The organism is Pigmentiphaga aceris, assembly GCF_008119665.1.
GTDB classification, from domain to species: domain Bacteria; phylum Pseudomonadota; class Gammaproteobacteria; order Burkholderiales; family Burkholderiaceae_B; genus Pigmentiphaga; species Pigmentiphaga aceris.
Genome location: NZ_CP043046.1, coordinates 2,785,829 through 2,810,665, shown reverse-complemented (window position 1 = coordinate 2,810,665; position 24,837 = coordinate 2,785,829). Strand labels below are relative to the sequence as shown.

At 61.7% G+C, this 24,837-nt stretch carries 22 protein-coding genes; 10 read left to right on the top strand and 12 right to left on the bottom strand.

Going from position 1 to position 24,837, the window contains the following annotated elements; translation table 11 throughout:
- The first annotated feature begins 83 nt into the window (after positions 1-83).
- From FXN63_RS12270 to FXN63_RS12255, 4 genes are all read left to right on the top strand, one after another.
- Positions 84-1,577, top strand: coding sequence for an ATP-binding protein (locus FXN63_RS12270; RefSeq protein ID WP_246165120.1), 1,494 nt, complete (start codon positions 84-86; stop codon positions 1,575-1,577).
- Positions 1,567-2,127, top strand: a complete 561-nt coding sequence (locus FXN63_RS12265) for a response regulator transcription factor (protein WP_148815195.1) — start codon at positions 1,567-1,569, stop codon at positions 2,125-2,127. The genes FXN63_RS12270 and FXN63_RS12265 overlap by 11 nt, the downstream gene beginning before the upstream one ends.
- Positions 2,128-2,244: 117 nt before the next feature.
- Complete coding sequence (locus FXN63_RS12260; RefSeq protein WP_246165119.1) at positions 2,245-2,490, top strand: hypervirulence associated TUDOR domain-containing protein; 246 nt, start codon at positions 2,245-2,247, stop codon at positions 2,488-2,490.
- A gap of 228 nt (positions 2,491-2,718) precedes the next feature.
- The gene (locus tag FXN63_RS12255) at positions 2,719-3,450 is read left to right on the top strand and encodes a DUF4893 domain-containing protein (protein ID WP_187395182.1); all 732 of its coding nucleotides are present in this window, start codon (positions 2,719-2,721) and stop codon (positions 3,448-3,450) included.
- A 101-nt stretch (positions 3,451-3,551) separates the two neighbouring features.
- On the opposite strand, the gene FXN63_RS12250 is transcribed toward FXN63_RS12255, so the two are convergent.
- Positions 3,552-4,436, bottom strand: coding sequence for a LysR family transcriptional regulator (locus FXN63_RS12250; RefSeq protein ID WP_148815191.1), 885 nt, complete (start codon positions 4,434-4,436; stop codon positions 3,552-3,554).
- 230 nt (positions 4,437-4,666) lie between these two features.
- Here FXN63_RS12250 and FXN63_RS12245 point away from each other — a divergent pair, with 230 nt between their 5' ends.
- Entirely contained in the window at positions 4,667-5,425 is a 759-nt protein-coding gene (locus FXN63_RS12245) for an SDR family NAD(P)-dependent oxidoreductase (RefSeq protein WP_148815189.1), read from the top strand.
- Positions 5,426-5,618: 193 nt separating this feature from the next.
- Here FXN63_RS12245 and FXN63_RS12240 read toward each other — a convergent pair whose 3' ends face one another.
- The 3 genes from FXN63_RS12240 to FXN63_RS12230 all read right to left on the bottom strand — a co-directional run bounded on the left by FXN63_RS12240 (position 5,619) and on the right by FXN63_RS12230 (position 9,761).
- Positions 5,619-7,265: a Na+/H+ antiporter gene (locus tag FXN63_RS12240; RefSeq protein ID WP_148815187.1), complete on the bottom strand. Its 1,647-nt coding sequence runs from the start codon at positions 7,263-7,265 to the stop codon at positions 5,619-5,621.
- A 377-nt stretch (positions 7,266-7,642) separates the two neighbouring features.
- Entirely contained in the window at positions 7,643-8,845 is a 1,203-nt protein-coding gene (locus tag FXN63_RS12235) for a M20 aminoacylase family protein (protein ID WP_148815185.1), read from the bottom strand.
- A gap of 175 nt (positions 8,846-9,020) precedes the next feature.
- The gene (locus tag FXN63_RS12230) at positions 9,021-9,761 is read right to left on the bottom strand and encodes a class II aldolase/adducin family protein (protein ID WP_148815183.1); all 741 of its coding nucleotides are present in this window, start codon (positions 9,759-9,761) and stop codon (positions 9,021-9,023) included.
- A 185-nt stretch (positions 9,762-9,946) separates the two neighbouring features.
- On the opposite strand from FXN63_RS12230, the gene FXN63_RS12225 reads away from it, so the two are divergent.
- A complete protein-coding gene (locus FXN63_RS12225; RefSeq protein ID WP_148815180.1) occupies positions 9,947-10,723 on the top strand; it encodes an IclR family transcriptional regulator in 777 nt (258 codons plus the stop codon).
- Between the two features lie 6 nt (positions 10,724-10,729).
- Here the strand turns inward: FXN63_RS12225 and FXN63_RS12220 are convergent, their stop codons facing one another.
- The 8 genes from FXN63_RS12220 to FXN63_RS12185 all read right to left on the bottom strand — a co-directional run bounded on the left by FXN63_RS12220 (position 10,730) and on the right by FXN63_RS12185 (position 20,128).
- A complete protein-coding gene (locus FXN63_RS12220; protein ID WP_148815178.1) occupies positions 10,730-11,356 on the bottom strand; it encodes an FMN-binding negative transcriptional regulator in 627 nt (208 codons plus the stop codon).
- Positions 11,357-11,373: 17 nt separating this feature from the next.
- Entirely contained in the window at positions 11,374-12,444 is a 1,071-nt protein-coding gene (locus FXN63_RS12215; protein ID WP_148815176.1) for an alpha/beta hydrolase fold domain-containing protein, read from the bottom strand.
- 46 nt (positions 12,445-12,490) lie between these two features.
- Positions 12,491-13,417 (bottom strand): 2-hydroxyacid dehydrogenase, encoded by a 927-nt coding sequence (locus FXN63_RS12210; protein WP_148815174.1) that lies wholly within the window; start codon positions 13,415-13,417, stop codon positions 12,491-12,493.
- Positions 13,414-15,111: an ABC transporter ATP-binding protein gene (locus FXN63_RS12205; RefSeq protein ID WP_148815173.1), complete on the bottom strand. Its 1,698-nt coding sequence runs from the start codon at positions 15,109-15,111 to the stop codon at positions 13,414-13,416. Before FXN63_RS12205 ends, FXN63_RS12210 begins: the two co-directional genes overlap by 4 nt.
- 3 nt (positions 15,112-15,114) lie before the next feature.
- Positions 15,115-16,047: an ABC transporter permease gene (locus tag FXN63_RS12200; RefSeq protein ID WP_148815171.1), complete on the bottom strand. Its 933-nt coding sequence runs from the start codon at positions 16,045-16,047 to the stop codon at positions 15,115-15,117.
- 12 nt (positions 16,048-16,059) lie between these two features.
- Complete coding sequence (locus FXN63_RS12195; RefSeq protein WP_148815169.1) at positions 16,060-17,001, bottom strand: ABC transporter permease; 942 nt, start codon at positions 16,999-17,001, stop codon at positions 16,060-16,062.
- A 49-nt stretch (positions 17,002-17,050) separates the two neighbouring features.
- A complete protein-coding gene (locus FXN63_RS12190; protein ID WP_148815167.1) occupies positions 17,051-18,619 on the bottom strand; it encodes an ABC transporter substrate-binding protein in 1,569 nt (522 codons plus the stop codon).
- 75 nt (positions 18,620-18,694) lie between these two features.
- Positions 18,695-20,128 carry an amidase gene (locus FXN63_RS12185; protein ID WP_342791257.1) on the bottom strand — a complete coding sequence of 478 codons (1,434 nt, stop codon included), beginning with the start codon at positions 20,126-20,128 and terminating at the stop codon, positions 18,695-18,697.
- Between the two features lie 362 nt (positions 20,129-20,490).
- Here FXN63_RS12185 and FXN63_RS12180 point away from each other — a divergent pair, with 362 nt between their 5' ends.
- The 4 genes from FXN63_RS12180 (at position 20,491) to FXN63_RS12165 (ending at position 24,824) form a co-directional block, all read left to right on the top strand.
- Positions 20,491-21,687 carry a pyridoxal-phosphate-dependent aminotransferase family protein gene (locus FXN63_RS12180; RefSeq protein ID WP_187395181.1) on the top strand — a complete coding sequence of 399 codons (1,197 nt, stop codon included), beginning with the start codon at positions 20,491-20,493 and terminating at the stop codon, positions 21,685-21,687.
- Positions 21,688-21,693: 6 nt separating this feature from the next.
- Positions 21,694-22,863: a CaiB/BaiF CoA transferase family protein gene (locus FXN63_RS12175; protein ID WP_148815163.1), complete on the top strand. Its 1,170-nt coding sequence runs from the start codon at positions 21,694-21,696 to the stop codon at positions 22,861-22,863.
- A 289-nt stretch (positions 22,864-23,152) separates the two neighbouring features.
- On the top strand, positions 23,153-23,869 hold the full coding sequence (locus tag FXN63_RS12170) for a glutathione S-transferase N-terminal domain-containing protein (RefSeq protein ID WP_148815161.1): 717 nt from the start codon (positions 23,153-23,155) through the stop codon (positions 23,867-23,869).
- A gap of 199 nt (positions 23,870-24,068) precedes the next feature.
- On the top strand, positions 24,069-24,824 hold the full coding sequence (locus FXN63_RS12165) for a nitroreductase (RefSeq protein ID WP_148815159.1): 756 nt from the start codon (positions 24,069-24,071) through the stop codon (positions 24,822-24,824).
- The last annotated feature ends 13 nt before the right edge of the window (positions 24,825-24,837 follow it).

Sequence of the window (24,837 nt, the reverse complement as noted above, 5' to 3'; positions counted from 1 at the left end):
CACGTCCAGCCACCCGCTTCCTGGCCTCCCGTCCGGGCATTCACTTCTCTTGGCATACACTTCGCTTCCACGGAGAAGTGAAGATGCCGCCCCAGATACCCGCGCCCACACCGGCGCAGCCGCCAAATACCGGTCAGACGGCAACACCAGCGTTGCCCCACCCTGCTGGTGATTCGCCCCGCAACCCGACCGGTAATACGCCGGGTAAGCCGGGCACGACAGCCAGCCAAGCCGGCAGTCGCAAGACCTCCACCAGTCCAGGCCTGCCCGGTGCCAAGCCGCCCGCTGCGGGCAAGGACGACGCGACCGGCCGCAAGAACATGCAGATTCTGATCCAGCTGCGCTGGATAGCGGTGCTTGGTCAGGTTGCGACCATCAGCGTCGTGCATTTCGGTTTTGGCATTTCCTTGCCGCTGGAATACATGCTGGGCGTGCTGGGCTGCCTGGTGGCGTTCAACATCACCAGCCATCTTCGTATCCGCATTCGCCGCGAGATCACCAACGCCGAGATTTTTGTCGCGCTGCTGATCGACGTGGCCATGCTGACCACCCAGCTTTATCTCAGCGGTGGTGCCAGCAACCCCTTCGTCTTCCTGTACCTGCTGCAGGTCATTCTGGCGGCAGTACTGCTGGAATCGTGGACCACCTGGACCATGGTGGGCATCACGGCGGCCTGCTTTGCCGGGCTGGCCATGTTCGGGCAGCCCCTTGCCTTGCCGCTGGCGCACGACCAAGGCCTGGCCAGCCCCTATCTGCAAGGCATGCTGATCTGCTTCGGCCTGAATGCTGCGCTCTTGGTAAGCTTCATCACCCGGATCAGTAAAAATCTGCGCGCGCGCGACAACCGTCTGGCCGATCTGCGCCAGCGCGCTGCCGAAGAAGAGCATATTGTTCGGATGGGTCTGCTTGCTTCCGGGGCAGCGCATGAACTTGGCACACCGCTGGCCACCCTCGCCGTGATCCTGGGTGACTGGGGTCACATGAAGGCATTCACGTCCGACCCTGAATTGCGCCAGGAACTGGACGAGATGCAAGCGCAGGTCTTGCGCTGCAAATCGATCGTCAGTGGCATTTTGCTGTCGGCGGGCGAAGCGCGTGGCGAAGCGCCGGTCGAAACCACGGTGCGCAACTTTCTTGACGATCTGGTGGTGGAATGGCGCACGACGCGCCCGGCCAACACCCTGCTGTACGACAATCGCTTTGGCCAGGACATGCGTATCGTGTCCGACTCGGCGCTGAAGCAGATGATCTGCAACGTGCTGGACAATGCGCTCGAGGCATCACCCCGATGGGTGCGCATCGATGCCACGCGTGACGGGCAAGACTTGATCATCGACGTGACTGACGACGGGCCGGGCTTTCCGACAGAGATGCTCGACCGGCTCGGCAAGCCGTATCAGTCAAGCAAGGGCCGGCCCGGCAGTGGCCTGGGCTTGTTCCTGGTCGTCAATGTGGCGCGCACGCTGGGCGGCAGTGTTGCCGCGCGCAACCGGCCGCAAGGCGGTGCCGTGGTGACCCTGACCCTGCCCTTGGCCGCCGTGGCGCTGGAAACTGAAGAGGATGTGGATGGAGATTGACGACATTACCCCGCAGCACCCCGAGCGCAGTCTGCTCATCGTCGAGGACGACGCGGCGTTTGCGCGCACCTTGACCCGCTCGTTCGAGCGCCGCGGGTACCAGGTGCACAATGCCTGCAGCCTGGAATCGGTGGTGGCCGCGCTGGATGAGCACACCCCGGGTTATGCCGTGGTCGACCTGAAGCTGAAGGGCGAGGCGTCGGGGCTGGCGTGTGTGCAGGCGCTGAACGCCCACAACCCCGAGATGCTGATCGTGGTGCTGACGGGCTTTGCCAGCATTGCGACGGCGGTTGAGGCCATCAAGCTGGGAGCCTGTCACTACCTGGCCAAGCCGTCCAACACCGATGACATCGAAGCTGCATTCGACCGTGCCACGGGTGACGTGGAGGTGCCGCTGACCGAACGCACGACCTCGATCAAGACGCTTGAATGGGAACGCATTCACGAGACCTTGGCGGCGTCGGAATTCAACATCTCTGAAACCGCAAGGCGTCTTGGCATGCATCGAAGGACGCTTGCGCGAAAGCTGGAAAAACAGCGGGTGAAATAGCTGGCTGGATAGCGTGTCAAGCGTCGGACCGGACGGCGAAGTCGATGGCCAACTGGGCGACCAAATGCCTCGCGGACGCGCAGTGGTAAGCGTGCGCGCAACATCCGGGCATCGCGCTTGCTCTTGATCGATCAGCCTTTTCAGGAGATCGGCATGAGCAAGCTTTCGACAGGCGACAAGGTTCGTTGGAATACAGCCCAGGGTGAAACCGAAGGCACCATCACCGCGAAGGTAACCGGCACCGCCAAGGCAGGCGGCCACGTTGCCAAAGCCTCGGCCGACGAACCCCAGTACCGGGTCAAAAGCGCCAAAAGCGGAAAAACGGCGATTCACAAAGGCGAGGCGCTGAAAAAGCTCGGCTAAGGGCGCGATGGCATTTGAGCGCTTGCGGACTCGAGCTCTGGCGCTCTTACATGCACGGGTACTAATGCGGGTCTCTGTATCCTCGTCAATGCCTGCCGACATGCCAGTCCTGGTGCGAATGCCGACATTGTCGCCACCAAACCCGACCGTACGATATCGATGCGCCTTGAAGCATCCAGTCATGGCTTCGCATGTCAGCATGGGGGCCCCGCCAACGGAGTCTTCAAGTTGACCCACGCCAATCTTCGCCCCCGCATCGGTGAACCGCATGTTGGTGAACCAAATTTCAATGAACTGAGCTTCGGTGATCTGAACCCTGTCGCCCCCAGCGCCAATGATTCCCGCACTGGCCGCCCACCCAGCAATCGCTTCAGCCTTGCTTTCGCCAGCCTCGCTCTCTGCGTCGGCATGTTTGCCGCTGCCCCCGTATTGGCTGATGGCTCCTTCCCCAAGATGCTGACGGAACAGGACAAGGCGCGTCTTGATGGATATCAAGAAGTCCGCCAGACCACGCTCGACTATGTCCGCGCCCACGGTTCGCCTTCGGATGTGAAGATGGTCAACGCCGTCATGGCAGGTGATGCGAAAAAAATCGATGCGGCAAAGATTGCGGGCGACTGGCGCTGCCGTGTCATCAAACTATCCAAGCAGCCGAACCTGCCGATCATTGCGTACAACGATTTCCGCTGCCGCATCACCGACGACGGTGCCGGCCTGGCGCTGCATAAGCTGACCGGCTCGCAACGCACCAACGGTACGTTCTACGACATCAACGACAACAAGCTGGCATATGTGGGCGCGGTGTCGCTGGGCGATCAGAAGCGTGTCACGCGGTATGGCGAATCGCAGGACAGCAACGAGGTGGGGTATCTGGTCCCCTTGTCGGCCAAACACATGCGGCTTGAGCTGCCCTCGCCCACCGCAGAATCGAATTTCGATGTGTTGGAACTGCGGCGTTGAGCGGGATCAGGTAACGCCGGGTCAACTACGCTGAATTCGTACGGCAGCGTGATGGACCTGGGATGTCGATACGCGGACGTCACTGAATCCGCATCGCCGCCCTACATCCCGCCAAACCGCGTCACCACGAAGTCCACAAAACTGCGCAGCCGCGCCGAACGATACCGATCCGGCAGATAGACAATGCTCATCTGGCGGGTCGGCAGCGGGTAGGACGGGAATAGTTGAATCAGACGTCCGGCTGCGATATCGGCTTGCAACAGCGCGGCGGGTTGCAGCACGATGCCCAGCCCGTGCAGCGCGGCCACACGCAGTGCTTGGCCATTGTTGAGCTGCAATCGCGCCGAGCCAGGCACCCGCGCGCCGGATTCGTGATTCTGCATTCGCCACTGCTCAAAAGCCGTGTGGCTGAACGACAGGCATTCGTGCGCGCTCAGGTCGTCCGGGCTGGTGGGCGTCCCACGTCTTGCCAGGTAAGACGGTGCCGCGCAAACCAGCAGCCGATACGGTGCCAGGGTCTGCGCGATCAGACCCGAATCGGGCAAATCCCCAATGCGAATGGCGGCGTCGAAGCCCTCTTCCACCAAGTGCGTCACCCGGTCGCTCAAGACCAGATCGATATGAATATCCGGGTACTGCGCCAGATACTCAGCCAGCGCAGGAATCAAGGCCTCGGTGCCGAAAGTGACCGGTGCCGTCACGCGCAGTTGGCCCGTGGGGGTGGCCTGCAGGTCGTGCGCCTGACTGTCGGCATCGGCAATCAAGCGCAGGATTTCCTGACAACGCGCGTAGTAGTCCTGCCCGAAGCTGGTCAGCTGCTGGCGGCGCGTGGTGCGGTTCAGCAGCTTCATGCCCAGCCGTTGTTCCAACGCGCGCAGATGATTGCCCGCCATGGTGGGCGAAATGCCACTGGCCGCCGCCGCTGCGCTCAGGCTGCCCCGATCGACGATCTGGACAAAAACTTTCATGCTGCCGAGCAGGTCCATGCAGGTTCCTTACTGTTCAATGCTCAACAGTCACAAGATCTGGGGCGAACAGAACGCTACGTGATGAGAAGAAGCAGTCAACGCATGAGCAATCGCAATCGCAGGAAAACGGCGACCACATTCCACACTCTGACTAATAAGTGAATCAATTTTATCGCTATTTATGTGCCTACCAGTTTTGAATCACACTGCGTCCAGGCCTTCGAGGCATTGACAAACAGGAGATAAAAATGGATTTGCAGCTTCAGGAACGAACCGCATTGGTAACCGGTGCCAGCATGGGCATCGGCGCAGGGATTGCGCGCGTATTGGCACGCGAAGGCGTGCGAGTCGCCATCACCGCGCGGCGTGGCGAATTGCTGGAGCAACTGGCAAAGGAAATCGAAGATGCAGGCGCGGTTCGCCCTGTCATCATCCTGGGCGACATCACCGACGCGACCGATGTGGCGCGTATTGCTGCTGAAGCCACGTCTGCGCTGGGTCAGGTCGACATTCTGGTGAACGCTGCAGGCGGCTCGCGTCCGATCAAGACCGATGCCCCAGACTCGGACTGGGACGAAGCCTTTGCGCTGAATTTCACCTCTGCCCGCAGGTTGACGCAGGCACTGTTGCCCGCAATGCGTGAACGACGCTGGGGCCGCGTGGTGAACATCAGCGGCTCGATGGAGCCACGATCCCTGAACTCGGCCACCGCCGCCAAGGCAGCGATGCATACCTGGGCCAAGGGCCTGGCTTGTGACGTGGCTCCTGATGGCGTGACCGTGAACTGCATTCCGCCCGGTCGCATCAACAGCGAGCAGATTCTGAACCGTCTGCACCCGACCGAGGAAAACCGCCAGGCATTCATCGCCAAGATGATTCCGATCGGCTACTTCGGCGAGCCGGAAGATATCGCCAATCTGGTGGCTTTCCTGGCTTCTCCGCTTGCTCGGTACATCACCGGGGCAGTCATGCCGGTGGATGGCGGAATGCGCTTTTCCTCGAACTGAGCGCCAGAGCGCTTGTAGCGGCCTGATCGGCCGATTGATCGCCGCCTGCACCATCGCCGACGCGCTGCCCCAGCATCTGCATGCCGATGTACTTGGCGTCGTCGGCAGCGGTGTCACTGGCTTGTCGACTGCACTGGCTGCTGTTTGATTGCCCGATCTATCAACTATCTGGCGAAGCTTCGTTGGCCAGCTCTCACGCCCTCCCCACACGCGCTTCCTGCAAGTCAATCCGCCGCACGGCTTCGCGGCAGACGTCGTCGGAAATCTTGCGGCGTCGGGCCAGGCGGAACAGCTCGCTGCGCGCAGCGTCCAGCGCTACCAGACGCATGGCCTGCTCGATAGCCAGTTGCCGCTTCAAGACCTCGGGCGGCACGTCGCCCTCCAGGCCACCACGCGCCTGCTGCGACATGCTGTCCATCAGGCGGCTGGCCACGTCGGTGTAGACCTTCGGGTCGCCTTCCGGGTCGGCGGCCACCATGTCATGCAGGTGTTTTTCCACCGCCCGCGATGCCGCTTCGCGGGCGGCGGCGTTGGCGATCTGTTCTTGTTCGTAGTGTTCGGTATCGGGCGCGACAGGCAAGCCGTTCAGCAGTTTTGGCAGCCCCACGCTGGCCACGACCAAGGACACCACGATCACCGTTGCGGCCAGGAAGATAGCCAGATCCCGCGCCGGAAATTCCGTGCCGTCTGCGATCACCAGCGGCAGGGTCAGCACACCTGCCAGGGTGATGGCACCTCGCACCCCCGCGATCGACACTGCCAAGGTCAGGCGCAGACCGGCACGCGGTGCTTCACGGCCCGTACGAGCGGCAACGGCTTGGCTGATGCGCAAGGACACCCATACCCAGGTGAAGCGCAGCACGGCCAGGGCCAGGTTGATTGCCAGCGCATAGACCAGCAGCCACCAGGGATTGTCGTGGCCGGTTTCTTCGACCACACGCACGGCACCCCGGAAAATCGCCGGGAATTGCTCACCCAGCAGCACGAACATGATGCCGTTCAAGGTGAACTGCACGGTGTTCCACACTGCCGTGCGCTGCACACGCGTGGTTGCCAAGGAACGGCCCGACAGCTCGACCAGGCTCATGGTCACCCCAGCCGACACGGCGGCCAGAATGCCGGAGGCATGAACGTGCTCGGCCAAGCCGTAGGCACCAAAAGGAATCAACAGGCTAAGCAGAATTTCTGAACCCGGCTCTTCTCCCAGGCGCTTGCTGATCCAGGCCTTGGCACGTGCAACGACCCAGGTGAACACCGCGCCGATCGCCAAGCCGGCAATCGCCACCCACAGGAAGGACAGCGTGGCCGAAGTCAGCGAAAAACTACCGGTGACCGCTGCTGCCACTGCGAACCGGAATGCCACCAGACCGGTGGCATCGTTCAGCAAGGATTCGCCTTCCAGCACATGCATGACACGCTTGGGAATCGGCACACGCGCCGTGATCGCCGAGACGGCTACCGGGTCGGTTGGGGACACGATGGCTGCCAGCGCGAACGCGACTGGCAAGGGCATGGCCGGAATCATCCAATGGATCAGGAAGCCGAGCCCCACTACGGTGAAGATCACCAGCCCCAGCGCCAACTCAAGAATGGTGAAACGGTCGCGCAGCAAGCCTTCTTTCGGAATGCGCCAGCCGTCCAGGAACAGCAACGGGGGCAGGAAAAGCAGGAAGAATAGATCGGGCTCCAGGCTCACCCCACGGTTGAACACGCCGGCAATCACCGCGCCCAGGGCGATCTGTACCAAAGGAAGCGGAATGGCGATTGGCAAGGCGCGAACGAAAATGCCGCTGGCGATGACGGCCAGGAACATGACCAGAGTGATGCCGATGGAATCCAAAACCTTCCTTGTTCGTCTGACAAAAATAGAGAGATAAACAACATTGCAGGCAGCAGTAATGGCTACGCCAACAACGCCCGAGTGTGGCGTTGGCTGAGCATGCTGATGTGGTTAGCAATAAGGACAGGAGCGCAGCTCCGCCACATTGAGCGTGCCCGAACCGAGGCTTTGACGGCCTAACTTCAAGCCTGAAGTGAGGCATGCCTTAAGGGCGTTATTTTACGGGCCGAGTTCACGTAGAACGGCCGGCTAGCCCTTCTGGATAGCCGCAGCGCGACATGTGCTTACCGACGAAACAGATGCCTGTCGACCCTGACTGGAAACTGAATCAGTTCGACTCTGTCCGGCAGCTCATACCGAATAACGACATTCGCCAACTACAAAGACCCTGTATCCAAAGCAAGAAATCGCTCGACCAGCGCCACCCAGCAACTTGCCCCGATGGGAATCAACGCGTCGTTGAAGTCGTAGCTTGCGCCATGCAAGGTGCACGGTCCGCCCCCGTGCTGGGCAGCGCGGTGCGCACCGTTACCGTTGCCGATGAAGATGTAGGCACCCGGGCGCGCCAGCAGCATGAAAGAGAAATCCTCTGCCGTCATCGCGGCAACTTGATCGACCACGTTTTCCGCACCAACCACGCTGCCGAACACCTGCTTGGCGAAATTGGCTTCGGCCACGGTGTTGACCGTAGGCGGATAGTTGCGCACAAACTGAAACTCGCACTGCGCGTCGTGGGCCACGCAGATGTGCTCGGCCATCGTCCGCATCTTGGATTCGATCAAGTCCAGCGTAGCCATCGAATACGTGCGCACCTGGCCGCGAATTTCGCAGCTGTCTGGAATCACGTTGGTGACCTCGCCCGCGTGAATCGTCGTGACCGAGATCACCGCCGGGTCGGCCGCATGCTTGCGACGCGTCAAGATGGTCTGAAACGCCTGGACGATTTCGCATGCGATCGGAATGGGGTCGATGCACGCGTGCGGCAGCGCTGCATGGCCGCCCTTGCCTTTTATCGTCACCCGAAAACCATTGCTCGACGCCATGACCGGGCCGGGGCTGACCGCAAGCTGGCCTACATCCATGCCTGGCCAGTTGTGCATGCCGAACACGGCATCCATTGGGAACCGGTCGAACAAACCTTCCTTGACCATCTCGCGTGCACCACCGCCGCCTTCTTCGGCAGGCTGGAAGATCAGGTAGACGGTGCCGTCGAAGTCGCTGTGCATAGACAGGTGCTGGGCCGCCGCCAGCAACATTGCCGTGTGCCCGTCATGGCCGCAGGCGTGCATGACGCCCGCGTGCTGGCTTGCATGCGCGAAGGTGTTCAGCTCGGTCATGGGCAAGGCGTCCATGTCGGCTCGCAGGCCGATGGCTCGGCTGCTGGTGCCTTGCCGCAATATGCCCACCACACCCGTACCGGCCAGCCCCCGGTGAATCGGAATGCCCCATTCGGTCAGCTTTGCTGCCACCACGTCGGCCGTGCGGAACTCCTTGAAGCCCAGTTCCGGGTGCGCATGCAGGTCGCGGCGCAGCGCAACGATCTTCGGCACGTGGGCAAAAATGGAGGCGATCAGCTTCATGGCAAAGCTCCGGGCGGGTATATCAAGGCGGGGCGAAGCGAGAATCAACACGGCCCAACATGGGCATCAAAGCAACTAGCCAGGCATCTGCCAAAACGATTGGAAAACGGCTGTAGACGCGACTATCACTACAGATGCCCAGCCAACTTCGGCTTCAATATCAACACAGACGAATTCAAAGCAACCGAATCGCCGAATTCCACACGCGCTCGCAATATTGCAAGGCCGTCGGGCGCTCAAATTGTTTTGCGGTGCGCTCGCGCACTTCTTCAGATGGGATGACCAGCTCTGCGCCGCCGCTGGTGGCCTTGATCTGCGCCTGGCACGCGCGTTCCAGGTAGTAGATATTCACGAAGGCTTCGGCAATGGTGCGGCCTGCAGCAAGCAGTCCATGATTGCGCAGAATCATCGCGTTGTGTGTGCCCATGTCGGCCACCAGGCGCTCGCGTTCTTCCAATTCAAGCGCAATGCCTTCGTAGTCGTGGTAAGCCAGTCGATTATGAAAGCGCAGCGCATGTTGCGTAATCGGCAACAGGCCATGCTTTTGTGTAGATACCGCCATGCCGTCTGCCGTGTGCGTATGGATCACGCAAGCCAGGTCATGACGCGCCATGTGCAATGCCGAATGAATGGTGAAACCCGCCGCGTTGACCTTACTGCTTTCTGCATCGGCCGGGTCGATGGGGTCGACCGGATTGCCTGCCGTATCGATCTTGACCAAGTCTTCCGGGCGCATTTCATGGAACAACACGCCGTAGCGGTTGATCAGAAAGTGGTCTTCGGTACCCGGCACACGCGCGCTGATATGCGTGTCGATGATGTCGGTCATGCGGAAATGCGCGATCAGGCGATACAGCTGCGCCAGGTCGTGGCGGGTCTTGGCTTCGACGCTGGACTGCGGGAAATCGGAATGCACGTGGGCCTCTCGGAATGAAGAACGTTCTTTTCAAAGAACGCTGGGGTGATTCGCTTGGTGTATCGACTGGCAATGACTTAAAATCGATACGCACTTTTTTTCAGCGCGTTAAGCGCAGGTTGCGTGGGCATGGCGATGCTGCTGCACGTGTTTGGCACGATGATGCCGCTCTTTCCTGAAGAACCATGTCGAAACGAACCGACTCGCTTTTTGTGCAGTCCCTTGCCAAGGGCCTGCGCCTGCTTGAATGTTTTGCGGACCGGCCCTCGCCCATGAGCCTGAACGACCTGGCCGAAGCCTGTGAGGTCGATCGCAGCACCGTGCAGCGCATGACCCATACGCTGGTCGCCATGGGGTACCTGGAACGTGGTGCCAATGGCCGAGGCTATGTCCTGGGCAAGAAGTCCCTGGATCGTGCCTTCGATTATCTGCGCGGTGTCCCGCTGCTGGAACGCGCGACCCCCATCATGGTGGAACTGCAGCGCGAATCGGCCGAACGGGTGGAACTCAGCCTGTTCGACGGGCTGACGATCATCTTTGCGCTGCGCCGGCAGACCAAGCGCCAGGCCTACACCATGACCTTGATCGGCCGCCGTCTGCCGACTATCTACACGGCTGGCGGGCGTGCGGTGCTGTCCCATCTGCCCGCCGATCAGGTCGATCAAATCCTGGCCGACACCACCACCAAGCCCTTCACGCCCAAGACCATCACCGACCACGATCTGATCCGCGCCGAGATCGACACCGCGCGCCGCAAGGGTTACGCGCTGTCCTCGGAAGAAAGCGCGCTGGGTGAAGTGAATCTGGCATGTGCGATTCTCGATCATCAGCAATTGCCCATTGCGGCCGTGCACATCTCGGCCTCGTTGTCGGACTGGACGCGCGATGAGTTCGAAACGCGTTTCTCGCCCTTGGTGGTCAATGCCGCGAAAGAACTCAGTGGCAAGGTCGGGCTGTCGTAGATCACCTCAGGCCATGTCCTTCTGGCGACGAATCATCTCGGCCACGCCCTGGGCATTGCCATCGCCACGCGACAGTTGGGCGATCACACCCAGGCGGTCGGCAACTGACTTGTCCTGATTCAGTTTCAGCTTGCCTTCCAGCGTGGTGATCGGGATCTCGATCGCGGCGATCCGGCTCAGGCGCGAACCGGTGTGGGACATCGGGATCTTCTCGAAATCCCACTCCCCACCCAGCGGGGTGTCATAAATCGCCACCGTGCGTCGCAACACCGCCATGACTTCATCTTCGCTTTCCTTCACGACCGGCACGCCGCGCGCGTGGATCAGCGTGTAGTTCCAGGTCGGGAAGGTCATCTGGTCCTGATACCAGCTGGGTGAGATGAATGCATGCGGTCCCTGGAAGATCACCAGCACTTCTGCGCCTGAACGTAAATCCGGCACGATGGGGTTGGCCAATGACAGATGGGTGGTCAGCGAGCCATTGCCAGCGCCATCGGTGTTCAGCAGGAACGGCAACGGGGTGGACTGAATGCCTTTTGTGCCGCTGGTGACCAGCGTGGCGAAGCTCCACTGACGCATACAGTCGTGCAAGACATTCAAGTCGGTTTCCGCGTAGGCGGCTTGGTGATACATGGTTGTTTCCCGTTGGCCTAGGCTGCTGAATGCGACGATTGTGTGGCGGACCGCACAGGTGTCTCAGTGACTGACGGAGTGCTTCCCTCCCCTTCCCGCGACAAACCCGCAGACCGCTTGTGCAGCCAGGCCGCAGTGTCCTCGAATGCTTCCACAGCCAGGTCCGAAATCGACACCGCTTCCAGGAAACTGTGTGCCGCCCCCTTGTAGACCTTGGTCTGCACCTGGTTGCCAGCCTCCCGCATCATGCGGTCCAGGTCCATCATGTCGTCGTGCACGGGGTCGCACTCGGCCACCACCATGCAGGTCGGCGGCAGGTCGTGCAGCTTGGCGCGCAGAATGTCCACGCGCGGATCGGTAATGTCAGCCGCCGTGGTGATGTGCATCGCGCGGAACCACATCATGCTGACCAGCGACAGGCCGTAGGCACCGCCGCCGTACTGGATCACGGAATTGCGATACAGGTTGCTGCTGACGCTGCCGTAGTTCAGCACGATGCCCTGCACAATGCGTTCGCCCGCGTCACGCAAGGACAGGCTGACGCCCATCGAATAATTGGCCCCGGCCGAATCGCCGCCGATGAACAGCTGGCTGCCATCGACGTCCAACGATGCAGCGTTGGCAGCCACCCAGCGAGTGACGTCCAGGCATTCTTCCATCGGACGCGGGAATTTGGCTTCCGGGGCACGGGTGTAATGCACCCCCACCACCACAATGCCGGCACGATGCGCGTATTCACGCATGATGCGATCATGCGTTTCGATGCTGCCCAACACGAAGCCGCCACCGTGCAAGTAGATGAACACACCCGGCAGTTTGCGGGATTGCGGGTAATAGGCACGAATGCGCACGTCGCCGTGCCGGGTAGGCACCAGGTGTTCAGCGGTGAGCGTCATGTCGGGGCCGCCTTTGGCCCAGCGCGCGCGCACTTTTTCGGCGTTGATGCGGCCTTCTGCGATCGGCAGGGTTTCACGTGGGGCGAACGCAGCGCTGTCTTCGGCCATGGCACGCACGAACTCGGCAACCTGCGGGTCGAGCGCGGAACGTGGCGGGATCGGGACCGAGACGGCGGGATCTTCAAAACTCATGATTGCTCCGTAAACGAATGGGTAATGGGACCTGCTGGCACTCGGCTCAGTAGCCGCGCTGCATGTCCACTTCGTTGTGAAGGGGATGTCCCGCCACCAGGCGGTTGATATTGTCGGCGATCTGCGTGGCGACCACTGCCTGCGAAGCCATGCTGGCCATGTGCGGCGTGACTACCACGCCGGGCGTGCGCCACAGCGGGTCGTCGGCGGCGAGCGGTTCGCTGGCGAAGACGTCCAGCACGGCTCCTCGCAGCTGCCCGCTTTCCAGCGCGGCCAGCAGGTCGGGCACCACCAGATGTTCGCCCCGACCGCAGTTGACGATGGCTGCACCGGGCGGCAAGGCATCGAAGGTGTCCTTGGACAAGATGCAGCGTGTCTCGTCAGTCAAAGGCAGCAGGCAGATCAGGATGTCGCTCTGGCCCAGAAAGGTCTTGAACGCGTCCGGGCCGGCGAAGGTTTGAACTCCTTCCATGTCGCGCGGGCTGCGTGACCACACGCCTACCTGGTAGCTCATCTCGCACAGCTTGCGGGCGATGGCGCTGCCTAAGTTGCCGGCACCCATGATGCCGACGCGGCACTGCTCGGCGGCGGCTTGGGGCGGGCGATTCCATATCCCTTCGCGCTGATTGGCCAGGGCGAAGTCCAGGCGACGGTGGAAGTACAGCACCGACCACAACACGTACTCGATCATGCCTTTGACCAGACCGGGATCGACGACCCGGCACACAGGCAGGCCGCGTGTGTCCTGCTCGGCCACCACGTTGTCGACACCCGCAGCAATGCTGTGAATCATCTTCAAGGCGGGCATCTGGGCGTAGACGCCGGCCGGCGCGTTCCAGCACACCGCCACCTCTGCGTCCTGAAAACCGTCGTCCGGCCAGACAACGACGTCCAGGCCGGGCACCCGGGCTTGCAACAGCGGGCCGAAATAGCCCAGCTTGGCGGACTTGCTGATCAATGCGACGCGGGTCATGGCATGGTGGACGCTTCAAGCGCCTGTTGGCTGATGTGGTCGATGTGGTTGTGGCGACCGGGAATGGCCGCCAGCAATTGACGGGTGTAATTGGCACTGGGTTGCTGGAACACCTGGCGCGCGGTGCCCAGTTCCACCACCTTGCCGCGTTGCATGACGGCAATGCGGTGGCACAGGCGTGCAGCCACGCGCAGGTCGTGCGTGATGAACACGATGCTGAGGTTCAGGCGTTCACGGATCTCTTCCAACAGGTCCAGAATCTGCGCTTGCACCGATACGTCCAGTGCCGACACGGCTTCGTCGGCAATCAGAATTTCGGGTTCCATCATCAGCGCGCGCGCAATCGACAGGCGCTGACGCTGACCGCCCGAGAACTCGTGGGGGTAACGATCCAAGGCACTTGGGTCGATACGCACCAAGGCCAGCATCGCCAACATGCGTGCCTGCACCTGTTCCTTGGTTTCCCCGTAGTTCATCGGCCCTTCAGCCAGGGAATGGCGAATGGTCATGCGCGGGTTGAAGGATCGATACGGGTCTTGAAAAATCATCTGCACACGCTTGCAGTGCGCGCGCCACCCGCCACGGCTCAGATGCGTGACATCGACATCGCCCAGCAGAATGCGCCCGCCCGTGGGTTGTGCCATGTGCGCCAGGCAGCGGCCCAGGGTGGTCTTGCCGGAACCGGATTCACCAACGATGCCCAGGGTTTCGCCTTTGCCCAGCGTCAGCGACACACCATCCAATGCATTGACCACTCGACGACGGGACTTGAAGAAGCTGGCCGTCTCGTAGCGCACGGCCAGGTCTTTCACTTGCAACACCGGTTCGTCGTGCGCGGTGTCGATGCGGGCACCGAACTCGCCGCGCGGGACGGCGGCCAGTAGCTGCTTGGTGTAGTCCTGCTGCGGGTTGTCCAAGACCTCACGCGCCGTGCCCGATTCCACGATGCGCCCGTGCTGCATCACGATCACGCGGTCGGCAATTTCCGCCACCACGTCGAAATCGTGGGTGATGAACAGCACACCGTTATCGTGTTTGGCACGCAGTTCTCCCAGCAGGCGCAGCACCTGGGCCTGGGACGTCACGTCAAGCGCAGTCGTGGGCTCGTCGGCAATGATCAGCGCCGGTTTCATCGCCAAGGCCATCGCGATCATCACACGCTGGCGCTGACCACCCGACAACTGGTGCGGGAACGCGGAGCGCAAGGTCTGCGGCGACGGCAGGTGCACGTCTTCCAGCAAGGCCAGGACCTTGGCCTGCACTTGGCGGCTGTCCAGCGAGGCATCGTGAAACTGGAACACCTCGGCAATCTGGTCGCCCACCCGCATCAGCGGATTGAGCGCCGTCATCGGCTCCTGGAAGATCATCGCGATGCGATCACCTCGCAGTTCGCGCAGTTGGGTGCGGCTCAGATGCGTGATGTCACGCCCTTCCAGCAGAATCTGGCCGCGTTCCAAGGTCAGCACGTCCTTGGGTAGCAAGCCCATCACCGCGCTGGCCGTGACCGACTTGCCTGACCCGGATTCGCCCACGATGCAGACGATTTCCTTGGCCCCGACCGTGACGCTGATGTCTTGCGCGGCATAGACCCGATCACTGGTGCCCGGCAGGCGCACGTGCAGGTTGCGGACCTCAAGAATCGGGGCGGTAGATGACGCCGGGCTGGCGACAGTGGAGGTAGCGTTGGTTGTCATGGCTCAGCCCTTGGTCTTGCGCGCCAGGCGCGGATCGAGTCGGTCGCGCAAGGCGTCACCGAACAGGTTGATGGCCAGGATCAACAGCGCCAGGAACGCGCCGGGGAACAGAATGATCCAGGGCGCACGCTGGAAGAACGGGCGGCCTTCGGCAATGATGCTGCCCAGGCTGGGCACTTCTGGTGGGAAGCCCGCGCCCAGGAAGCCCAGCACGGCCTCGGTAAGAATGGCGGCCGCACAGACGTAGGCGGCCTGGATCACCAGCGGGTTGATGGTGCTGGGCAGAATGTGCCAGCCCAGCACGCGGATGGTGGACGAGCCCATGCCGAAGGACGCTTCGACAAAGGGTTCTTCACGCACCGACAGCACCACGCTGCGTACCAGGCGGGCAATACGCGGAATTTCCGGCACGGCAATCGCAAACACCATGGTGGAAATCTGCGCACCGCCCAGGGCCACCATCGCAATGGCCAACAACAAGCCGGGGATGGCCATGATGCCGTCCATCACCCGCATGATGATCGAGTCCAGCTTGCGGAAATAACCCGCCAAGATGCCCACGATCAGTCCGCCGATGACCGACGACACACACACCAGCAAGGCCAGCGAGATCGACAGGCGACCGCCGTAGAGCACCCGTGAAAACAGGTCGCGGCCGAGGGAATCGGTACCGAACCAATAAATGGAAGACGAGCTTTGCAGACGCACGCGCGGTGCCAGCTGCAAGGGGTCGTGCACTGCGATCAAGGGTGCGAATACCGACACCGCGACCAGCAGGGCCAGCAGCAGAAAAGAGAACAGCATGATGCGATCGCTCACGACCACCCGCAGCGCGGCACGCAGGCGCGACGTGCTGGGTGCCGAAGCGACGGGCGCTACGGCTACCTTGGCTTGAACAGGAGCTTGGGTGGGAACTTGGTTGGAAACTTGACTCATGACGGCTCCTGGTCAATACCGGATGCGGGGATCGAGCAGCACATAGATCAAGTCGATGGCCAGGTTGACGAAGACGTAGATGAACGAGAAGAACAAAATCGTGCCCTGCACCACCGGGTAGTCACGCGCCAGCACAGCGTCAACAATCAAGCTGCCCACGCCAGGGATGTTGAAGATCGTCTCGGTCACCACCACGCCGCTGATCAGGGTGGTGATGGCCACGCCGATTACCGTCACGATGGGTGCGGCGGCATTGCGCAAGGCATGTCGGAACAGCACGTACTTTTCCGGTACGCCTTTCGCACGTGCAGTGCGCACGAAGTCTTCACCCAGGATGTCCAGCATGCTGGCCCGCGTGATGCGGGTGATCAGCGCAACGAACACCGTGGCAAGCGTCAGGCTGGGCAGCACCAGGCGATACAGGAACGGCCCGACGCCATCGGCCAGCGGTGTGTAGCCTTGCACCGGCAACCAGTTCAGCTGCACCGAGAACACCAGGATCAGCACGTAACCCACCACGAAGGCCGGCACCGAGAAGGCCAGAATGGTGGATGCCGTGGCTACCCGGTCAAACCAGCGACGGTGCCACCATGCCGACAGCACGCCAATCGGAATCGCCAGCAGAATGGTCAGCAGCATGGCCGTACTGGCCAATGCCGCCGTCGGGCCAAGCCGTGCCGAGATCAGTTTGCTCACCGGCTGCTGCGAGATGATCGAGGTGCCCAGGTCGCCCTGCAACATCTTGCCCATGGCCAGCGCGTATTGCTTGATCAGCGGCTGGTCCAGCGCCAGGTTGCTACGGATCTGCGCAATGGTTTCCTCGCTGGCCATGTCGCCGGCAATGACCCGGGCAGGGTCACCCGGCGCCATGCGCAGCAACAGGAAGACCACCGTGGCAACGATTAGCACCACGGGGATGGCGGCGAACAGCCGCCGGATGATGAGGCTCAGCACGGCGCGATCTCCGAAATGCCCATGGTCACGTCAACAGTCACGTCAACAATCACTTGGCCGACCAGAACATCGGCAGCTGCGCGTCCACCAGCTTGCCCACCTTGGCCGAATACGCCTTGTATTCGATGGCCTCGCCCAGCGGCACGTACATCACCTGGTCAACCGCACGGGCCTGAATTGCTTCGGCCAACTGCATGCGCTTGGCCTCGTCGCCTTCGACCGCGAACTGATCCTTCAGGCTTTCCATGGTGTCGTCCTTGGTCCATCCCGGGTAACCGGCTTCGCCACGCGCATCCAGGTTCGGATTGACCAGGGGGTTGCTCAGATCAAGCGTGGTCAATGACGATTGGAAGATGCTCCAGCCGCCCTTTTCGACAGGGTCTTTCTTGGTACGGCGCGCCAGCAGCGTGGTGAAGTCCATGGCTTGCATGTCCACATTCATGCCGATGGAACGCAGGGCTTGCGCGGTGATCGGGGCGATGTTGACCAGCACACGCAAGTCGGTGGAATGCAGCACCACCACTTTTTCGCCCTTGTAGCCGCTTTCCTTCAACAACTGGCGGGCACGCGCCAGGTCGGGTGCCTTGGTCTGGGTGGCACCGGTTTCCGACTTGTAGGGTGAGGCGCAGCTGAGCACCGCGCCGCACACGGTGTAGCGCTTCTCGTCACCCACGGACGCGTCCAGATAATCCAGCTGGTACAGCGCGGCCATGGCAGCGCGGCGTACCTTCACATTGTCGAACGGCGGCTGCAGCCAGTTCATGCGCAGCGTGTACATATTGGATTCGCGGCTTTTCGGTTCGACGGTGACACTTTTCACGCCGTCGAATTGCGACAGCAGGTCGGGGGCCACGTTTTCGATGAAGTCGATTTCGCCATTGCGCAAGGCATTCACGGCGGTTTGGCCGTCGGCAATGTTGACGACTTCCACGCGATCCAGCTTCACCACCTTGCCGCCCGCAAAGTTGCTGGCGGGTTCAGCGCGGGGCACGTAATCGGCAAACTTCAGATAGGTTGCCTTCACACCGGGCTGGAAATCGCCCTGCACGAATTTGAACGGACCAGAGCCGATCATCTCGGTGATCGCCTGCGACGAAGGTGTGTCGGCCAGGCGCTTGGGCATGATGAAAGGCACGGGCGAACCGGGCTTGGCCAAGGAGTCCAGCACCTGCCCATAAGGCTTCTTCAATTGCAGCGTGAAGGTGTTGGCGTCGACAGCGCTCAGCTTTTCAGTCACGGCCATCAGGCGCGTGCCCATCACGTCGCGTTGCGCCCAGCGCTGCAAGGACGCGATCACGTCGTCCGATGTCACCGGCGCGCCATCGTGGAACTTCAGGCCGCTGCGCAGCTTGAAGGTGTAGGTCAGCCTGTCGGGCGATTCGGTGAAGGTATCGACCATCTGCGGCTGCGGCTTGCCTGCGGCGTCCATCGCAAACAAGGTGTCGAAGATCATGTAGCCGTGATTGCGCGTGACGTAGGCGCTGGTGAAGATGGGGTCCAGCACGCGCAGCGGGCCGTGCTGCACGATCTTGATGTTCACATCGGCAAGCGCGTTCGATGCCGGCATCACGACTGCCGCGCACATTGCCGCGGCCATGAATAGCAGAGACTTTTTCATGCCTGATCCTTTGGGGGTACGTGGAAATTTGCTGCTGGGGGGGAAATTTGGTTTTGGATCGATGCGGTATCGGGTTCAACCCGGCCGACGCGCGAACCACGGCGCGGCGGCTTCAAGCTGCGCGGACAGGCTCAGCACTAGGTCTTCACGACCGAAGCGGCCAATCAATTGGGTGCCCACCGGCACACCTTCCGGCGTGGCGGTAAGCGGCAGCGACGCGGCCGGCTGCCCCGATGCATTGATGACCGCCAGGAAGGTTGCATAGCGGGACACCTTCTTGCGGAAGTCCCAGAAGCCACCCGTGAGCGCCAGTTCACCCAGCTTCACTGGCAACTGCGTCAACGATGTGGCAATCACAATGTCGCAATCCCGCATGGCGGTGTCGATCTGGCGGCCGATGGCGTGGAAGCGCTGCACCGAATCGATGTACTGCGTGGCCGACAGGCCTTTGCCGATGTCATAACCATCACGGATCACGTCTTCGATGTCCTCACTGCCCAGCGCCCGGCCCTTCAACTTCAGCCGTGCATCGACGGCGATCACGATGTTGCTGGCCAGCGCCGTGCCGTGGGCGCGAACAAAGCCCTCGTAATCGATCTCGGGCAGCGGCACTTCCACAATCTCGTGGCCCATGTCCCGGCATAGCTGCACGGCGTATTCAATGCCCGCCAGGCAATCGGGGGCGATGGCGATATCGTTCCATGCATGACGCCACACGCCGATGCGCAGGCGCTGCGGCGTCGGCTGATTGATCAGTTCCAGGTAGCTGCCGGTCTTGGTCGGCGCGTTGTACGGCGCACCCGGCTCGTACCCGCTGATGGCGTCCATCGCGGCAGCGGTGTCACGCACCGTGCGGCTCAACACCCCTTCCACCGCCATGCCGCCCCAGCCTTCGCCACGCAGCGGTCCCATCGGCACGCGGCCGCGAGATGGCTTCAGTCCATACACACCGCAAGACGCAGCCGGCAGGCGAATCGAGCCACCGCCGTCACTGCCGTGCGCCACCGGCACGATGCCGGCCACCACCGCAGCCGCCGCGCCACCGCTTGAACCGCCCACCGAACGGCTGCGGTCCCAGGGATTGAGCGTCGGGCCGCCGTTGCGAATGGCTTCGGTAGATGGGCCCATGCACAGCTCGGACACCGTGCTGCGGGCAAACGGAATCAAACCGGCGTCTTCGAAACGGTTCGCCAAGGTTGCGTTGATCGGGTAGGTGGTGCCTTCCAACAGGCGCGAACCAATGCTGGAGGGGAAGCGGGTAGACGGCAGCCCGGAGTCTTTCAGCAGGAACGGAATGCCGTGAAACACGCCGCGCTGCTGCCAATAGCGGGCGATTTCCATGGACTCGTCGTACTGCTCGAAGGTCAGCGCGTTCAAGTCGGCGTTTCTCTTTGCAGCGTCGATGGCGCAGGCCATGAGTTCGGCAGACGAGACATCGCCCCGCTTCACCAGGTCGGCCTGCGCCAGGCCGTCGAGCTGGTCATATTCCTGAGGGGTCATCTGCGTCATGGTCATGGCTACCGGATAAGAATCGCGTTGTTGGGTGCGGCCTGAAATGGCTTATTAAGTATTGCATTGCAATCATTACGTATTGCATGTCGAAATGATAGCAGCACTGTTCAGCGTGGCGATAGGGGTTATTACGCTGGCAAGACAGTATTGGAAACGCGCACCATAGCTGTGCATATATTGCTATTCAATACATATGAATTGCATGGCGAATAAATTAAGCAAGCTTTATGCTAGGGCGACAGGACGCATTCCCTTCTGCACGTACTTTTGTGCTTAAAGCCGTACAGCAGATCCCAGTTATGTCGTCCCTCAGCAGTTGCGCACGCCGGCTTACCTACCCCACCCCAAAGGACAGGACTGTGTTTACCCCCACTCGCCGCTCTGGCATTTCCTTTCTCCATTCCCCTGGCCCGACCCCGATTCCGAAGGAGGTCACCGACGCCATGAGCCGTCAGCCGATGGAACTCGGCGACCCGGGAGTGGATGCCTTGATCGCCACGTGCGAGACGCAATTGCGTCCGGTACTGGGGCTGGAAGGGGGTGATGTTTTCCTGTTCAACTCGAACGGACACGGCGGCTGGGAAGCCACGATTGCCAATTTGGCTGCACCAGGACAGTGCGTATTGATCGTGGGCAGCGGCACGTTTTCAGACGCCTGGGCCGAACATGCGGACGCCATGGGACTGAAAGTAGTTCGAACCGACTGGCAAGAGGGGCTGCCGGCCGATCCAAAAGAGGTAGAAGCCGCGTTGCGTGCCGACGACAAGCATCAGATCGTGGCGGTTTTCCTGGTCCATACAGATACCGCCAGCGGTGTCACCAATGACGTGAAGGCCTTCCGCGCCGCCATTGATGCCGCCGGCCACCCTGCACTGCTGGTCGCCGATGTAGTGGCATCGCTGGGCGCAGCGCCGTTCTCCATGCAGGAGATGGGCGTGAACGTAGCAATCGGCGCTTCGCAGAAAGCCTTGATGGTGGCCTCGGGCCTGGCCATCGTCGGCGTTGACGAACGCGCCATGGAGGTATCGCGCCGCAATACCACCCCTCGCTATTACTGGGACTGGGAACGCCGCCGTAGCCCGCTGAGCTATCGCAAGTTCTGCGGCACGCCGCCGCAGGCACTGCTGATGGGCCTGGAAGCGTCGCTGGGCCTGATCCACCGTGAAGGGCTGAACGAAGTGCTGGCCCGCCATCGCCGTCTGGCCACTGCCGTGCAGGCTGCCGTGTCGCGCTGGAGCGAAGGCGGCGCGCTGGACTTCTTTGTGAAGGTGCCGGAAGCACGCTCAGTATCGGTGACCACGGTTCGTGTCGCCCCCGGCATTGACGCAGAAGCCCTGCGCACGCTGGCACGCGACCGCTTCCAGGTGGGTATTGCAGGCGGCTTGGGCCAGATGGGCGGCAAGGCTTTCCGCATCGGGCACCTGGGCGACATAAATGCGCCTACGGTGCTGGGTTGCCTGGCCGGGCTTGAAGCTGCGCTGTCTTACGCCGGCATTCCTTATGGCCGTGGCGGCGTCGACGCCGCCGTGCGCGCCCTTTCTCTCGCCTCGGAGTAAGCCGCCATGACAGGTCCGCTGCAAGGCATTCGTGTGATCGACATGACCTCGGTCGCCATGGGTCCCTACGCCACCCAGATCATGGGCGACATGGGGGCCGATGTGGTGAAGGTGGAGTCGCCCGAGGGCGATGTATTCCGCTACGCCGCCCCGGCAAAACACACGGGCATGGGCGCAGCCTTCATCAATTTCAACCGCAACAAGCGCAGCGTCGTGCTGGACTTGAAAAAGCCCGATGACGTGCAAAGCCTGCTTGCGCTGATTCCCGAGGCCGACGTGCTGGTCTATAACGTCCGCCCGCGCTCGATGAAAAAGCTGGGTTTGGACTTCGACACCTTGCAAGCCCTGAACCCGCGCTTGATCTACTGCGGCGCGTACGGTTTCTCGGAAAAAGGCCGTTATGCCGGTCGCCCGGCCTTTGACGACATCATTCAGGCCATGAGCGGGCTGGCGTCAGTGCAGACCAATCCGGTCACCAACGAACCGGCCTACGTGAATACCATTCTGGCCGACAAGACCGCCGGCCTGACCGTGGCCTATTCCGTGGCCATGGCCCTGTTCGAGCGTGAACGCTCGGGCAAGGGCCAGTCGATTGAAGTGCCGATGTTCGAAACCATGGTGTCCTTTGGCATGCTGGAACACTTGGCGGGCAGCACTTTTGAGCCCGCCGAAGGCCCGATGGGCTACCAGCGCCTGATGTCGAAATGGCGCAGGCCGTATCGCACGGCAGATGGTTTCATTGCCTTAATGCCCTACACCACCGCGCAATGGCAGCGCTTTTTCCGGCTTGCCGACCGGCCCGACGTTGCCGAAGATCCGCGTTTCATGGACCCGAGCCAGCGCAGCCAGCACATCAATACCTTGTACGGCATGCTGGCCGACGTGGTGGCCTTGAAGCCCACGGCACAATGGCTGGAACTGCTGGCCAGCGCGGATATTCCGCATTCGGAAGTGTTCAGCCTGGATACGGTGGTGGCCGATCCGCATCTGGCCGATGTGGGCCTGGTGCAGCAGCAGGAACACCCGACGGAAGGGCCGCTGAAGACGATTGGCATTCCGGTGACCTTCTCGCGAACGCCGGGCAGCATTCGACGCCTGGCACCTAATCTGGGTGAACAGACGGCCGCTGAGATTGCGCAGGATTGGGCGGCGAACAAGGCAATGCGGACGGACTGAATGGGGTAACACGTCGTCTGCGCGTTGGCCTTGGTGAATTGGATAAGGCTGCTGTGTGGGCGGCGTGAGGATCAGGCAGCGATCAGATCAGCCAATCGCTGGCTGCTGGCGGTATCCCTGGCAATCCCCATGCGCACGCAATCCGCTCAATTCCCCTATCGCGCGTCGGGTTGCAAGCCGGGCTTGCGTCCCCACGTGCCTGTTTGCAGCTCAGGCGCAAGCACGCGCCCGCGTTCGCCGGACCACCCGCGAACGCCGATTCAACGTCGCCCGCATACAGGAACTTCGCATGACCAATCCGTCTTCGCTGTCCGCCTTCCCCATCACCCAAAAATGGCCCGCGCAACACCCCGAGCGCATCCAGCTTTATTCGCTGCCCACGCCCAATGGTGTGAAGGTGTCGATTCTGCTGGAAGAGCTTGGCTTGCCCTACGAGCCGCATCGTGTCGCCTTCGACACGAACGACCAGTTGTCGCCTGAGTTCCTGTCGTTGAACCCGAACAACAAGATTCCGGCCATCCTTGACCCCAACGGGCCGGGTGGCAAGCCGCTGGCGCTGTTCGAATCCGGGGCGATTCTGATCTATCTGGCAGAAAAGACCGGCAAGTTCCTGCCGCAAGACCCCGCGCTGCGCTATGAAACCATCCAGTGGTTGATGTTCCAGATGGGTGGCGTCGGCCCCATGTTCGGTCAACTGGGCTTCTTCCATAAATTCGCCGGCAAGGAATTCGAGGACAAGCGCCCGCGTGACCGCTACGTAGCCGAATCCCGCCGACTGCTGGGCGTGCTGGACAAGCGTCTGGCTGATCGCGCCTGGATCATGGGCGATGAATACACGATTGCCGACATCGCGATCTTCCCCTGGGTGCGCCTGCTTGGTGGCTTCTACGAGGCAGCCGACCTGGTTGGCTTGGCAGACTTCAAGAACGTGCAGCGTTCGCTGGATGCTTTCGTCGCACGCCCGGCCGTGACGCGTGGCCTGGATATTCCCCGCGCGAAAGGCTGATCACGGTTAGAGACGCGGGTAGCCGAGCTTTGGACTGTTCCGACTTGGGCTGGATTGATCAAGCTGGACTTGGGCAGGCTGGACTTGTACTGTCCTTGGCTTCGACTTGCGCTCGATCAGCAGCCAATTACGCGGCGGCTGTTCTAATAGGTAAATCGCCTCAGACAGCGCCGCGCTTTCAGCGGCACGCCGCCACGCCATGCCCAACTTCCGCCCTTGCCTGCCGCTCGACGTTCTTTCCCTGTCTCCGCTGGAGATCGAGGCCTATGTGCCCGGCGATCCCGATGGCTTGTACGCAGGCGACCTGGCAAGCCTGCGCAAGTCGACGCGGGCGTTTCTGGATGCGCCGCTTCCTGACGGCACTGTGCCGCATTTGCTGACGACGGCACGCCGGGCACCCAGCGGTGCCAACCTGCAACCGGGAAAATTCATTGCCGTCGAAGGCGATGCGCGTGCACGCCTGTCGGCTGCCTTGGTCGAGGCATGGCGTGCGGGCCAAGCCGAACCAGAGGACTACGACTATTTTCCGCGACCGATGCCCATGCACCTGAAGCGCCGGCAACTTGCGGCGGCGCAGGCCTTGTACGGTGCCCTGGGCGTCGAGCGCCACGATCGCGCAGGCCGCGACAAGCAATTCGAACGCAATTTCAATTTCTTCGACGCGCCGGTGGCACTGATCGTCACCATCGACCGTGACTTTGGCGCGGGCGGGTACATGGACCTGGGCATGACGCTATACGGCCTGATGCTGGCCGCACATCGTGAAGGCTTGGGATGTTGCGCGATTGGCGCGCTGGCCTCGTACCCTGGCTTGATCCGCCAGACGCTTGGCCTGGATGAGCGCTCGTCCATCGTGTGCGGCGTCGCCCTGGGTTATGCGGACCCGGCTGCCCCGGTCAACCAGACGACCACCACCCGGTGCGAGCTGGACGATTACTTCACGACGATTCGTTGAGCAGGTCTGTGCG